Here is a 13603-nt window from a genome sequence, read left to right on the forward strand (position 1 = left end):
GGGAATCATGTCGACTCCCTCGAGCGCACCCACCCTCATCGCGCCGTCGCTCGCGGCGCGCACCGCCGACGGCCGCCCGCGCACGTACGAGGTGCGCACCTTCGGCTGCCAGATGAACGTCCACGACTCCGAGCGCCTGTCGGGTTCGCTCGAGAGCGCCGGATACCTCCCGGCTGATCCCGGCACCGAGGCCGACGTCATCGTCATCAACACCTGCGCGGTGCGCGACAACGCGGCCGGCAAGCTCTACGGCACCCTCGGGCACCTGAAGTCGCGCAAAGACAAGCACGACGGTATGCAGATCGCCGTCGGCGGATGCCTCGCGCAGATGGACCAGGCGGCCGTCCAGCAGAAGGCGCCGTGGGTCGACGTCGTCTTCGGGACGCACAACATGGGGGCCCTCCCGGGCCTGCTCGAGCGAGCGCGGCACAACGGCGAGGCCGAGCTCGAGATCCTCGAATCGCTCGAGACGTTCCCCTCGACTCTCCCGACGAAGCGCGACTCGGTCTACAGCGGCTGGGTGTCGATCTCGGTCGGATGCAACAACACGTGCACGTTCTGCATCGTGCCGCACCTGCGCGGCAAGGAGAAGGACCGCCGTCCCGGCGACATCCTGAACGAGATCCGTCTGCTGGTCGACGACGGGGCGATCGAGGTCACCCTCCTCGGCCAGAACGTGAACAGCTACGGTGTCGAGTTCGGCGACCGACAGGCGTTCGGCAAGCTCCTGCGCGCAGCGGGGGAGATCCCCGGCCTCGAGCGCATCCGTTTCACGAGTCCGCATCCGGCGGCGTTCACCGACGACGTCATCGACGCCATGGCCGAGACGCCGGCGGTCATGCCGCAGCTGCACATGCCGCTGCAATCGGGCTCCGACAGCATCCTGAAGGCGATGCGCCGGTCGTACCGCAGCTCGAGATTCCTGGGGATCCTCGACCGCGTGCGCGAGCGCATCCCGCACGCGGCGATCTCGACCGACATCATCGTCGGGTTCCCCGGCGAGACCGACGCCGATTTCGAAGACACCCTGCGGGTGGTGGAGCAGTCCCGGTTCGCGAGCGCATTCACCTTCCAGTACTCGATCCGCGAGGGCACACCCGCCGCGACGATGCCCGACCAGGTGCCCAAGGCCGTCGTGCAGGAGCGCTACGAGCGCCTTGTCGCGCTGCAGGACCGCATCGCGCTCGAGGAGAACCAGAAGCAGCTCGGCCGTGAGGTCCGGGTGCTGGTCTCGTCGGCCGAAGGCAAGAAGGGCGCCGAGACGCACCGGCTCACGGGGCGCGCAGAAGACAACCGCCTCGTGCACTTCGAGGTGCCGGAGGGCTCCGATACCCCGCGACCGGGGGATGTCGTGACGGTGACGGTGACGCACGCAGCCCCCTTCCACCTGCTGGCCGACAGCACGGACGGCTCGCCTCTGCGCGTCCGCCGTACCCGCGCCGGCGACGCGTGGGACCGCTCGCTGGCCGAGTCGTGCGGTGTGCCGGCTCCGGCCTCGTCGGATGGCGGTCCGCGCTCCGTCTCGCTGGGACTGCCGTCCCTGCGCGTCGGAGTGTGACGACAGCTTCGGGCCCGGGCGCCGGCGGCAGCGAGGCCGCCGGAGCGCCGATCCTGTGGGCCGTCGTCGGGGCGACGGGCACCGGCAAGACGGGTCTCTCCCTCGACCTCGCCGCAGCGCTCGCCGCACGCGGCCGCCCGGCCGAGGTCGTCAACGTCGACGCGATGCAGCTGTACCGCGGCATGGACATCGGGACGGCGAAGCTCCCCGAGACCGAGCGCCGCGGCATCCCGCACCACCTGTTCGATGCGCTCGCCGTCACCGAGGAGGCCGCGGTCGCGTGGTACCAGGAAGTCGCGCGCCACACGATCGCGGCGATCCACGGCCGCGGAGCCGACGCGATCCTCGTCGGCGGTTCCGGGCTGTATGCGTCGAGCGTCCTGTTCGACTTCCGCTTCCCGCCGCGCCACGAGGGGCTGCGCGCGATTCTCGAGGACGAACTCGAGCGACACGGTGCCGGACATCTGTTCGCGCGCCTGCGCGCGGCCGACCCGGAGGCGGCCGATCGCATCGACCCGCGGAACGGCCGCCGCATCGTGCGCGCGCTCGAGGTGCTGGCATCGGGTGGACGGACGCATGGCGGAGCCCTGCCCGAGGCGCCGGTGCTCTGGATGCCGCGGACGCGGATCATCGGCACGGCGGTACCGCGCGACGAGCTCGTCCCGTTGCTCGACGTGCGCGTGGAACGGATGTGGGCTGCCGGGCTGCTCGACGAGGTCGAGGCGCTGCGACGGCAGGGCCTCGAACGCGGTGTGACGGCGGGCCGGGCGATCGGCTACGCGCAGGCACTCGCGCAGCTGCGCGGCGACCTGAGCGAGGACGAGGCCATCGCCGAGACGCAGGCCCTCACGCGGCGTTACGCGCGCCGGCAGGTCTCGTGGTTCAAGCGCTATGACAACGTGCGGTGGGTCGACGCCCGCGAGGTCGACGCGGCGTCCCTCATCGGGGCGGTGGCCGGACCGGGCGAGGCAGCGCCCCGGTCGGAACGGGAGGAACAGTGAGCATCACCGTGCGCGCATTCGCGCTCGCCGATGAAGAAGCCGTCATCCGGCTCTGGCACGAGGCCGGTCTCACCCGTCCCTGGAACGACCCGCGTGCCGACATCAGGCGGAAACTCACCGTGCAGCCCGAACTCTTCCTCGTGGCCGTCGATCAGCCTGTCGACGGGACGGCGGAAGCCGTCGTCGGCACCGTGATGGCCGGTTACGACGGACACCGAGGCTGGCTCTACTACCTCGCCTCGGCTCGGTCTCACCGCGGGCTCGGCATCGGGCGCATGCTCGTCACCGAGTCCGAGCGCCGGCTCGAGGCCATGGGGTGCCCGAAGGTGCAGCTCATGGTGCGGTCTGAGAACGAGGCGGTGCGCGGCTTCTACGACGAGCTCGGCTACGAGCCGTTCACCGTGTGGTCCGCGGGCAAGCGCCTCGTCGTCGATGGCCCGGGCGGCCCCGCCTAAGCTGGGCTCATGGCGACTCTCGCGTTCACCAAGGGGCACGGCACCGGCAACGACTTCGTGATCCTGGCCGACCCGGACGGCGACCTCGACCTGAGCGACGCGCAGATCGCGGCGCTCTGCGACCGCCATGTCGGCATCGGCGCCGACGGGCTGCTGCGGGTCGTCCGCTCGGCCGCGATCCCCGAGGGGGCGGATGCCGCTGCCGCCGGCGCCGAGTGGTTCATGGACTACCGCAACGCCGACGGCTCGAAGGCCGAGATGTGCGGCAACGGAACGCGGGTCTTCGCGCGCTACCTCGCCGACGCCGGCCTCGCCTCGATCGATGCCGGCCTCCGCATCGGCACGCGTGCCGGAGTGAAGACGATCACCCGGGTCGACAACGGCTTCGAGGTCGACCTCGGAACCTGGCGGGCCGAAGACGGCGACGTTCTCGTCCGCGCACGCGGGCTCGGCGTCGCCCGCCCCGGGCAGGGGATCGACGTCGGCAACCCCCACGTCGTCGTGGCGCTCGCCGGGGAGGATGAGCTCGAGGGCCTCGACCTGACGGTGCAGCCCACCCTCGAGCCTCGTCCGTCCGCCGGCGCGAACGTCGAGTTCGTCGTTCCGGCCGAGCCGCTCGTTCAGAACGGTGTCGGGGCCATCCGGATGCGCGTCTACGAGCGCGGCGTGGGAGAGACCCTGTCGTGCGGCACCGGGGTCGCGGCATCCGCTCTGGCCGTGCGTCACTGGGCCGGGGCTGCGGCACCCGACCGCTGGACCGTCGACGTGCCGGGCGGAACGCTGGGCGTGCGCATCGTGCGGCAGGCCGATGGCGAGCACGTGCTGCTCTCGGGCCCCGCGACGCTGGTCTTCTCGGGGCAGGTCACCCTCGCCGACTGATCCGAGCGCCGCGGCATCCGGACGTCCGGCCGCCGGTCAGGGCAGTTCGATCGCGCCCGTCGGGGGAGTGCCGTGCCGGCGCACCCGAAGCACGCGGAATCCGCGTCCGGTCGCGGCTCGCGAGACGCCATAGCCGTCGTCGAACGTCGCGGCGAGCCAGCGCTGGAGGGAATCCGAACCGAGGTTGCGCTGCACGACGAGCCACGCGTCGCTGCGTTCGGCCAGACGGGGTATCCAGCGCTGCAGCATCCCGTGGAGCTCGTTCTTGCCCACGCGGATCGGCGGGTTGGAGCGGATGGTCCGGAATACGACGTCGTCGGGAACATCGTCGGGCAGGACGGCGTTGACGTTATCGAGTCCCAGATCAGCGGCGTTGCGTCGCACCAGGTCGAGAGCCCGTTCGTTGACATCGACGGCCCACACCGTGGCGTGAGGCGACTCCAGAGCCAGCGACAGCGAGATCGGCCCCCAGCCGCAGCCGAGGTCGAGGAAATCCCCACCGGACGGTGCCGGCGGAGTATTGGCCAGAAGAACCCCTGTACCCGAATCCACGTGGTCAGGGCTGAACACCCCGCCCGCGGTCGTGACCTCGACGGCGTGACCCGCGAGGGTCACGCGGATACGGCGGAGGTTCTGTTCGCTGGACGGGGACGCGCTGAAGTAATGATCGCTCCCCATGCATCCGAGCGTATCGGAGCCGGACGTACCGGCGGGAGACTAGAATTCACGGATGCCCGGGCACGGGCATCCCGGGAAGAGAGTTATGACGCATATCACCACCCCCGACGGCGACGGCGACATCGCGGTGGACCCGATCGATCGCGTGCTCGCGAGCGCGGAGACGCGCTCGTCGATCCGTGTCTTCGGCGGCGCGCAGGCGCTGCAGGATGAGTCGACGGTGTCGTACGGAGACACCGACGGCGACCAGTGGGATCGCGAGGAGCGCGCGGCCCTGCGCCGTGTCCCCGGCCTGTCCACAGAGCTCGAGGACGTCACCGAAGTCGAGTACCGACAGCTGCGACTCGAGAACGTCGTGCTCGTCGGCGTGTATCCCCAGGGGTCGCACGAGGACGCGGAGAACTCGCTGCGCGAGCTCGCGGCCCTGGCCGAGACCGCCGGTGCGGTCGTGCTCGACGGCGTTCTGCAGCGGCGGCCGCATCCGGACCCCGCCACCTACATCGGACGCGGCAAGGCAGCCGAGCTGCGCGACCTCGTCGCCGCCGTCGGTGCCGACACCGTGATCGCCGACACCGAATTGGCGCCGAGCCAGCGGCGCGCCCTGGAGGATGTCGCGAAGGTCAAGGTCATCGACCGCACCACGGTCATCCTCGACATCTTCAGCCAGCACGCCAAGAGCCGTGAGGGCAAGGCCCAGGTCGAGCTCGCGCAGCTCGAGTATCTCCTGCCGCGTCTGCGCGGGTGGGGCGAGTCGATGAGCCGCCAGGCCGGTGGCCAGGTCGGCGCGGGCGGTGCGGGCATGGGCTCGCGCGGTCCCGGTGAGACGAAGATCGAGCTCGACCGGCGCCGCATCCGCACCCGCATGGCGCAGCTGCGCAAGCAGATCCGCGAGTTCGCGCCGTCGCGCGAGGCCAAGCGCGCCGAGCGTCGGCGCAACACGATCCCCTCGGTGGCGATCGCCGGTTACACCAACGCCGGCAAGTCGAGTCTGCTGAATCGGCTGACGAGCGCGGGTGTCCTGGTCGAGAACGCTCTGTTCGCGACGCTGGATGCCACGGTGCGTCGGGCCGAGGCCGCCGACGGGCGCGTGTTCACGCTCACCGACACCGTCGGCTTCGTCCGCAATCTCCCGCACCAGCTCGTCGAGGCGTTCCGGTCCACGCTCGAGGAGGTCTCGGGCGCGGACGTCATCGTCCACGTCGTCGACGGCTCGCATCCCGACCCCGCTGCGCAGCTCGCGACCGTCCGCGACGTGATGGGCGACGTGGGCGCTCGCGCCACCCGCGAGCTCGTCGTCTTCAACAAGGCCGACCTCGTCGACGACGATGCGCGGCTGCTGCTGCGCGGGCTCGAGCCGACGGCCCACTTCGTGTCGTCGCGCACGGGTGAGGGCATCGACGAGCTGCGCGCCGCGATCGAGGATGCGCTGCCGCTGCCGGCGGTGGAGGTGCGCGCTCTCGTGCCGTACGACCGTGGCGACCTGATCTCGGCCGTGCACGAGAGCGGCCACATCGTCGCCACCTCGCACGAGGAGGACGGCACGGCCGTGCACGCGCACGTCTCCGAGCGTCTCGCGGCTGAGCTCGCGCCCTACGCCGTCTGAGCCCGCGGTCGGCGATACGCCTGCAGGCTCGGCGGTGCTGGTGAGCCCTCCGCGGATGCGGAAGGCCTCACCAGCACCGCCGGCCTGACAGGCGTATCAGCGCCGGGCGGTCGCCGGGCTCAGTCGAGCTCGATCGGCGCGACGCCGGGTGTGTCGAAACCGAAAACCTGACCGAGGAACGCCAGCTCGCTCTCCAAAGCGTTCACGATCGTCTCGGTCCGTCGGAACCCGTGCCCCTCGCCCGCGTACAGGACATACGCGTGGGGCACGCCCTGCGCGACCAGCGCGTCGCGGATGGCCTCGGCCTGCGCCGGCGGCACGACCGCGTCCTCGTCGCCCTGGAGAAGCAGCAGCGGCACGCGGAAACCCTCGGCATGGCTCAGCGGCGACCGCTCGATGTACACGTGCTCCGCTTCAGGGAGGGGACCGATCAGGCCGTCGAGGTAGCGCGCCTCGAAGTCGTGGGTCTCCGCCGCGAGGGCGCGGGCATCGCCGACGCCGTAGCGAGAGACGCCCGCGCCGAACACGTCCGTGCCGACGAGCGCCGCCAACACGGTCCAGCCACCGGCCGACCCGCCCTCGATCGCGAGCCGTGACGCATCGGCGAGTCCGTCGGCGGCGAGGCCGCGTGCCGCCGCCGCGACGTCATCGACGTCGACGACGCCCCACTGGCCGTTCAGCCGTTCACGGTACGACCGGCCGTACCCGGTCGACCCGCCGTAGTTCACGTCGAGCACACCGATGCCTCGGCTGGTGAAGTAGGCCGCCTTGGCGTCGGCGGTGCCGCCCACGTGCGACGTCGGCCCGCCGTGCACCCAGACGAGGTACGGCGGCAGCTCGTCGGTCGGCGCCGTGACATCGGGGTTCGTCGGCGGATAGGCGAAGGCGTGCACCGGGCCGTGGGGACCCTCGGTGGTGATCTGGCGGGCATGGGGGATCCATGCCTCGTCGATATCGGGGGTACCGCCGCGCACCGCTGTCGTCTCGCCGCTGTCGAGATCGACCAGCCAGAGCCCGCTCGCCCCGGGCATGGCGCCGCTCACGAGGGCGCGGCTGCCGCGGACGTCCTCGATCTGCAGTCGAGCGGTGGCGGGGAAGGGGAGCGGGATCGCGCCGCCGTCGCGGTCGATGATCACGAGCTGGTCCGAGCCGTGCGTGCGGACGGCCACGACGCGGCCGTCGTCGAGCGGCACGTACCACCGGGTGCCGAGGACCCACAGGCCACCACCCGTGTCGGCGTCGGCGGGGGAGACCGCGACGGGTGCCGCGCCGGTCGCGGGGTCGACGCGATGGAGGTTCCAGCGCCCCGTCGGCTCGTCGAGCAGCAATAGCTGGCCGTCCGATGTCCATTCCGGCTGCAGCGCGGCCGTGCTGCCGCCGGCCACCTCGCGGACACGATCCGGGGCGTCGAGCTCGATGACACGGATGCGGGTGCGGTCCCAGGGCATGTCCGGGTGATCCCACGCCACCCACGCGAGCTGTGATCCGTCGGGTGACAGTGCAGGCTGAGCCACGAAGTCGCTGCCCCCGGCGAGCTCCGTCACTCCCGCTTCGTCGCCGCTCGCGGCGTTCTCATCGCTGCTCGCGCCGTCGATCCGCACGATGTGTCGTTCGGGAGTGCGCCCCGGGCGCTCGCGCTCGCGCACCGCGAGGAGCGCGCCGTGCTGCCAGCGGAGACCGCCGTAGTGGGTGCCGCTCTCCTCTGGGGTGAGCGCCTCGGGCTCGCCGCCCGGGCGGAGGCGTCGAATGCGCTGGTCCGACTTGTCGACGAAGAACAGCTCGCCGTCGTCGGACGCCGTCCAGGCGCCGCCGCCATACTCGTGCACACGCGATCGCGCGTTCCCGGGCGCGGGGAGGACGACCTCCACAGAATCGTCGCGGCGGCGGCGCATGACGGCGACGCGTCCGGCCTCATCGGGAAGGGATTCGCCCCACCAGATCTCATCCCCGACGAAGCGCGCGCCGTCGAGGCGCAACGAGGACGCGCTGGCCCACGAGGCGGTCAGGGGGGAGGGCCAAGAACCGTACGGGAGTTGCTGCTGCGACATACCGCCACGCTACGCGAGCGGATCCGGGTCGTGCCGGACGACGGGAGAGGATGCCGCCGAGCCGCGGCATCCCCTCCCGCAGTTCCGTCGGTGCGGCGAGGTCAGACCGTGCGCAGGACGGCGACGACCTTGCCGAGGATGGTGGCATCATCGCCGAGGATCGGCTCGAACGCCGAGTTGCGGGGGAGGAGCCAGGTGTGGCCGTCGCGCTGACGGAGCGTCTTGACGGTGGCCTCGCCGTCGAGCATGGCCGCGACGATCTCGCCGTTGTCGGCGGTCGCCTGTGCCCGCACGACGACCCAGTCGCCGTCGCAGATGGCGGCGTCGATCATGGAGTCGCCGACGACCTTGAGCATGAACAGCTCGCCCTTGCCGACGAGCTGACGCGGCAGGGGGAAGATCTCCTCGACCTGCTGGTCGGCGGTGATCGGGACGCCCGCCGCGATGCGGCCCACGAGCGGCACGAGGGCGGCGTCGCCGAGGGCGGGCGCGGCGTCGGCGGGGTTCTCGCCGGCCGTGCCGGGGAGGTCGATGAGGACCTCCATCGCGCGGGTCTTGCCGGGGTCGCGGCGGAGGTATCCGCTCAGCTCGAGCTGGTTCAGCTGGTGAGTGACGCTCGACAGCGACTTGAGGCCGACGGCGTCGCCGATCTCCCGCATGCTCGGCGGGTAGCCGTTGCGGGCGATCGCGTGCTGGATCACCTCGAGGATCGCGAGCTGCTTATCGCTCAGATTCTTGCGTCGTCGCGTCTGCGGCTTCTCGCTCATACCGCCGGTCTCCTGTCGTCGCGCCCCGTCCCCGACCCGATGTCGGAGGTTCGTGGTGGGCTCTCGCTGTCGAAAAGGTAGCCCGATCCGACAGCGACATCACGGAACGCTCCGCGTGTCTCTTCGATCGGTCTCCGATTTCGGTGGGTGGTTGACACCACACAATATCGAAGATACGTTCGGAACCGAAGTTCGCTCCCGCCTCTCCCGGCCGAGAGGCGGGAGCGAATCTTCCTACCGCTCCCGAGGAGATGTCATGACCACGATCGATGCCCGCTTCGCACCGGCCCCCCGCACCCGTCTGCGCCTGACGCGCCGCGGACGCCGCGTCATCGCAGCGATCGCCGCACTTCCCGCCGTCGTCGCCGTCACCGCTGCCGTGCTCTCCGGCGGGGGAGCACTCGCCTCCAACGAGGCGGGCGCGCCCGAGGGGTCGTTCACGACGGTGACCGTCATGTCGGGCGAATCGCTCTGGTCGATCGCTGAAGAGGTGGCGCCGGCCGCCGACCCCCGTGACGTCGTCGACGCCATCATCCGGCTGAACGCCCTCGGCTCTGGTCAGCTCGAGGCCGGCCAGACACTCGCCATCCCCGCCGAGTACGACGCCGCGAGCTGAAGCCCGCCGTCTTCGGCGCAGAAGCTGGGGTGCGGCCACGCCGGACTCGGACGCGCCCTAGCATGGGTGGGATGAGCCCGAGTCTGGATGATCTGCCCCTCAGAGACGATCTGCGAGGCCTCACCCCGTACGGTGCCCCGCAGGCGCCGCTTCCGGTCGCGCTGAACGTCAACGAGAACACGCATCCCGTTCCCGAAGAGGTCGCAGACGACATCCTGGATGCCGTCGCCCGTGCCCTGCGCGACGTCAACCGCTATCCCGACCGCGAGTTCACGCACCTCCGCGAGTCCTTCGCCGAGTACCTCGGTCACGGCCTCACCCCCGATCGCATCTGGGCCGCGAACGGATCGAACGAGGTGCTGCAGCACCTGCTCCAGGCCTTCGGCGGCCCGGGGCGCACCGCCATGGGCTTCGGCCCCACGTACTCGATGTACCCGCTGCTGACGCGAGCCACCGGCGCGCAGTACGTCGCGGGCACGCGCGGCCCCGACTTCACGCTCGACCCGGCCTCCGCCGCGGCGCAAGTCTCCGAACTGCGCCCCGACGTCGTCTTCCTCTGCGCGCCCAACAACCCGACCGGCACGCCGCTCGGTCTCGACGTCATCGAGGCGGTGTACGACGCCACCGACGGAATCGTGATCGTCGACGAGGCCTATCAGGAGTTCGCGCCGCGCGAGAGCCCCTCCGCGCTGACGCTGCTCGGCGAGCGGGAGCGCCTGGTCGTCTCGCGCACGATGAGCAAGGCGTTCGCCTTCGCCGGTGCGCGCGTCGGCTATCTCGCCGCCGACGCGACCCTCATCGACGCTCTGCGTCTCGTCCGCCTGCCGTACCACCTCAGCGCCCTCACGCAGGCGGCCGCGACAGCCGCGCTGTCGCACTCGTCGACGATGCTCCGGATGGTGGACGAGATCGTCGCGCAGCGCGATCGGATGTCGGCGACGCTCGATGCCCTCGGGTACCACGCCTACGAGAGCTGGACGAACTTCGTCCTGTTCGACGGGGTCGACGACCCGCGCGCCACCTGGCAGGCGCTCTACGATCGCGGCATCCTCGTCCGCGACGTCGGCATCCCGCACAGCCTGCGCGTCAGTGCCGGTACGGAAGACGAGACGACCGCGTTCCTCGAAGCACTGGCGTCGATAGACTCGGAGGCATGACCAGCCCCCGAACGGCCAGCATCCGTCGTGCCACGAGCGAGTCGAGTGTCGAACTCGAGCTCGACCTCGACGGGACCGGGATCAGCACGATCGAGACGACCGTGCCGTTCTTCGATCATCTGCTGACGGCGTTCGCGAAGCACTCCCTCACCGACCTGACTGTGCGCGCGACGGGCGACACGCACATCGACGCGCACCACACGGTCGAGGATGTCGCGATCGTGCTCGGGCAGGCGCTGCGCTCTGCGCTGGGCGACAAGTCGGGCATCTCCCGCTACGGCGATGCGCTCGTGCCCCTCGACGAGGCGCTCGCGCAGGCTGTCGTCGACATCTCCGGGCGTCCCTACCTCGTGCACACGGGAGAGCCCGAGGGATACGAGTACCACCTCATCGGCGGGCACTTCACGGGGTCGCTCGTGCGGCACACGTTCGAGGCGATCGCGTTCAACGCGGGCCTGACGATGCACGTCCGCGTGCTCGGCGGACGCGACCCGCACCACATCGCCGAGGCGGAGTACAAGGCCTTCGCCCGTGCCTTCCGGCAGGCCAAGGCGCTCGATCCGCTCGTGCACGGCGTCCCCAGCACGAAGGGCGCCCTATGACCGAGGGTGACACGACCGGACGCGCGCCGCTCGTCGCCGTCCTCGATTACGGCTCGGGCAACATCCACTCGGCCGTCAAGGCACTCTCCGCCGCGGGTGCGGACGCCCGACTGACGTCCGATCGTGGTCTCATCCGCGATGCGGACGGTCTTCTGGTTCCCGGGGTCGGTGCGTTCAGTGCGGTCATGGCCGCCCTGCGCGAGAGCCGCGGCGACGAGATCATCGAGCGGCGCCTGGCCGGGGGGCGCCCGGTGCTGGGCATCTGCGTCGGCATGCAGATCATGTTCGGCAACGGCGTCGAGCGCGGCGATGACACCGAGGGCCTCGGGCAGTGGCCGGGCACCGTCACCGAGCTGCAGGCCCCGGTGCTGCCCCACATGGGGTGGAACACCGTGCGCGCGGGCGCAGGGTCGACGCTGTTCGACGGTCTGGAGGACGAGCGCTTCTACTTCGTGCACTCGTACGGCGCCCAGGACTGGAGCCTCGAGGTCATGAAGCCCTTCGCCGAGCCCGTGCTGACCTGGTGCGACTACGGCGCGCCCTTCCTCGCGGCCGTCGAGAACGGGCCGCTCTCGGCGACGCAGTTCCACCCCGAGAAGTCGGGGGCCGCCGGCATCCGTCTCCTCGCCAATTGGATCGGCGCCCTGCCGCGCCACTAGTCTCCCTCTGGTGCGCTCGCGTGGACGAGCGTGCATCCCGACCCACCCCTGGAATGTGATGAACGACTTCGCGTCCACCCCCGAACTGATCCTCCTGCCCGCCGTCGACGTCGCCGACGGGAAGGCCGTGCGCCTGACCCAGGGCGAGGCCGGCAGCGAGACGACCTACGGCGACCCCGTCGACGCGGCGCTCGCCTGGGCCAAGCAGGGTGCGCAGTGGATCCATCTCGTCGACCTCGACGCGGCCTTCGGCCGGGGCAACAACACCGCCGTGCTCCGCAAGGTCATCAAGCAGGTCAAGGGTGTGCAGATCGAGCTGTCGGGCGGCATCCGCGACGATGCGACGCTCGAGGCCGCGCTCGAGAGCGGTGCGACGCGCATCAACCTGGGCACTGCCGCGCTCGAGAACCCCGAGTGGGCCGCCGATGTCATCGGCCGCTACGGCGACGCGATCGCGGTCGGACTCGATGTCCGCGGCACGACGCTCGCCGCCCGGGGCTGGACGCGCGACGGCGGCGACCTGTGGGACGTCCTCGAGCGTCTCGAAGACGCCGGCTGCAGCCGATACGTCGTCACCGACGTGACGAAGGACGGCACGCTCCAGGGCCCGAACCTCGAGCTGCTGCGCGAGATCACCTCGCGCACACCCAAGCCCGTGGTCGCATCGGGCGGTATCTCGAGCCTCGACGACATCGCCGCGCTGCGCGAGCTCGTGCCGCTGGGCGTCGAGGGTGCGATCGTCGGCAAGGCTCTCTACGCCGGCGCGTTCACGCTGGCCGAGGCGCTGGATGTCGCCGGAGACTGACGACGGCTGCGGCCACGCCGCCGACTCGGCGGGCGTTCCCTGGGAGGGGCGCAGCTTCGAGTCGAACCCTCACGCCGGTGACGACGGCTCGGCCGATCCCGCGCTGCTCGCGGCGCTCGAAGCCTTCCGCGCGGGGACCGGTGACGCCGTCGCGGTCGTCGAGGCGTATCGGGCGGCGCGGCTGCTGATCCCGCTCGTGCCCGAGAAGGGCGACGAAGGGGTCGGGCCGACAGGGCTGCGCGTCGACAAGACCCAGGAGCTGTCGATCGTCACGGTCGCGGCTCCTGACGGTCGGCGCGTTCTGCCGGTCTTCACGTCGGTGGCCGCACTCGCGCGGTGGGATGCCGTCGCGCGTCCGGTTCCGGCCGACGGGGTGCGCACGGCGATGGCGGCGGCGTCCGATGACACCGACCTGATCGTGATCGACCCGGGCTCCGAGACCGAGTTCGTGCTGCGACGCCCCGCCGTGTGGGCGATCGGACAGGGACTGCCCTGGGAACCGGCGCCCGCCTCGCCCGAGGTCTTCACCGCTCTCCAGGCCAGCATCGGGGGAGAGCTCGCGGTGCTCGACCTGTCGGTTGCAGCGGGTGATCCCGACGCCCGGATGCGCGGCCCCGAGCTGATCGTCCGGCTTCATCTCATCGATGGGCTGGATGCCGCCGAGCTCGACGCGGTGCTGTCGCGGCTGGCGTCGCGGTGGGCCGCCGACGACCGCATCGCGGTGCTCGTCGACTCGCTGACGGTCAAGCTGGTGCGCGCTTCCTGACGGAGGTCC

At 71.0% G+C, this 13603-nt stretch carries 14 protein-coding genes; 11 read left to right on the top strand and 3 right to left on the bottom strand.

Features of this window, described 5'->3' with window-relative positions:
• Positions 1 to 7: 7 nt before the first annotated feature.
• The 4 genes from miaB to dapF are packed head-to-tail and all read left to right on the top strand — an operon-like array spanning position 8 to position 3893.
• Positions 8 to 1558: a tRNA (N6-isopentenyl adenosine(37)-C2)-methylthiotransferase MiaB gene (miaB, locus tag DO944_RS00800; protein WP_112613771.1), complete on the top strand. Its 1551-nt coding sequence runs from the start codon at positions 8 to 10 to the stop codon at positions 1556 to 1558.
• Entirely contained in the window at positions 1555 to 2559 is a 1005-nt protein-coding gene (gene miaA / locus DO944_RS00805; protein ID WP_112613773.1) for a tRNA (adenosine(37)-N6)-dimethylallyltransferase MiaA, read from the top strand. Before miaB ends, miaA begins: the two co-directional genes overlap by 4 nt.
• On the top strand, positions 2556 to 3014 hold the full coding sequence (locus DO944_RS00810) for a GNAT family acetyltransferase (protein WP_112613775.1): 459 nt from the start codon (positions 2556 to 2558) through the stop codon (positions 3012 to 3014). The genes miaA and DO944_RS00810 overlap by 4 nt, the downstream gene beginning before the upstream one ends.
• Positions 3015 to 3023: 9 nt before the next feature.
• Entirely contained in the window at positions 3024 to 3893 is an 870-nt protein-coding gene (dapF, locus tag DO944_RS00815; protein ID WP_112613777.1) for a diaminopimelate epimerase, read from the top strand.
• 36 nt (positions 3894 to 3929) lie between these two features.
• Here dapF and DO944_RS00820 read toward each other — a convergent pair whose 3' ends face one another.
• Positions 3930 to 4571 carry a class I SAM-dependent methyltransferase gene (locus tag DO944_RS00820; protein WP_112613779.1) on the bottom strand — a complete coding sequence of 214 codons (642 nt, stop codon included), beginning with the start codon at positions 4569 to 4571 and terminating at the stop codon, positions 3930 to 3932.
• Between the two features lie 274 nt (positions 4572 to 4845).
• Here DO944_RS00820 and hflX point away from each other — a divergent pair, with 274 nt between their 5' ends.
• Entirely contained in the window at positions 4846 to 6174 is a 1329-nt protein-coding gene (hflX, locus tag DO944_RS00825; RefSeq protein WP_378718968.1) for a GTPase HflX, read from the top strand.
• A 119-nt stretch (positions 6175 to 6293) separates the two neighbouring features.
• Here the strand turns inward: hflX and DO944_RS00830 are convergent, their stop codons facing one another.
• Together DO944_RS00830 and lexA are read right to left on the bottom strand one after the other, a co-directional pair.
• Positions 6294 to 8222 (bottom strand): prolyl oligopeptidase family serine peptidase, encoded by a 1929-nt coding sequence (locus tag DO944_RS00830; protein WP_112613783.1) that lies wholly within the window; start codon positions 8220 to 8222, stop codon positions 6294 to 6296.
• Positions 8223 to 8323: 101 nt separating this feature from the next.
• Positions 8324 to 8989 carry a transcriptional repressor LexA gene (lexA, locus tag DO944_RS00835; protein WP_112613785.1) on the bottom strand — a complete coding sequence of 222 codons (666 nt, stop codon included), beginning with the start codon at positions 8987 to 8989 and terminating at the stop codon, positions 8324 to 8326.
• A gap of 256 nt (positions 8990 to 9245) precedes the next feature.
• On the opposite strand from lexA, the gene DO944_RS00840 reads away from it, so the two are divergent.
• From DO944_RS00840 to DO944_RS00865, 6 genes are all read left to right on the top strand, one after another.
• On the top strand, positions 9246 to 9605 hold the full coding sequence (locus DO944_RS00840) for a LysM peptidoglycan-binding domain-containing protein (RefSeq protein WP_112613787.1): 360 nt from the start codon (positions 9246 to 9248) through the stop codon (positions 9603 to 9605).
• A gap of 71 nt (positions 9606 to 9676) precedes the next feature.
• Entirely contained in the window at positions 9677 to 10762 is a 1086-nt protein-coding gene (locus tag DO944_RS00845) for a histidinol-phosphate transaminase (protein WP_112613789.1), read from the top strand.
• A complete protein-coding gene (gene hisB / locus DO944_RS00850; protein ID WP_112613791.1) occupies positions 10759 to 11364 on the top strand; it encodes an imidazoleglycerol-phosphate dehydratase HisB in 606 nt (201 codons plus the stop codon). Before DO944_RS00845 ends, hisB begins: the two co-directional genes overlap by 4 nt.
• Complete coding sequence (gene hisH, locus DO944_RS00855) at positions 11361 to 12023, top strand: imidazole glycerol phosphate synthase subunit HisH (RefSeq protein ID WP_112613793.1); 663 nt, start codon at positions 11361 to 11363, stop codon at positions 12021 to 12023. Before hisB ends, hisH begins: the two co-directional genes overlap by 4 nt.
• A gap of 58 nt (positions 12024 to 12081) precedes the next feature.
• Positions 12082 to 12828 (top strand): bifunctional 1-(5-phosphoribosyl)-5-((5-phosphoribosylamino)methylideneamino)imidazole-4-carboxamide isomerase/phosphoribosylanthranilate isomerase PriA, encoded by a 747-nt coding sequence (gene priA, locus DO944_RS00860; RefSeq protein WP_112613795.1) that lies wholly within the window; start codon positions 12082 to 12084, stop codon positions 12826 to 12828.
• On the top strand, positions 12812 to 13594 hold the full coding sequence (locus tag DO944_RS00865) for an SseB family protein (protein ID WP_112613797.1): 783 nt from the start codon (positions 12812 to 12814) through the stop codon (positions 13592 to 13594). Before priA ends, DO944_RS00865 begins: the two co-directional genes overlap by 17 nt.
• Positions 13595 to 13603 lie beyond the last annotated feature (9 nt).

The sequence above is a fragment of the Microbacterium sp. SMR1 genome (assembly GCF_003289625.1).
In the GTDB taxonomy this organism is placed as follows: Bacteria; Actinomycetota; Actinomycetes; order Actinomycetales; family Microbacteriaceae; genus Microbacterium; species Microbacterium plantarum.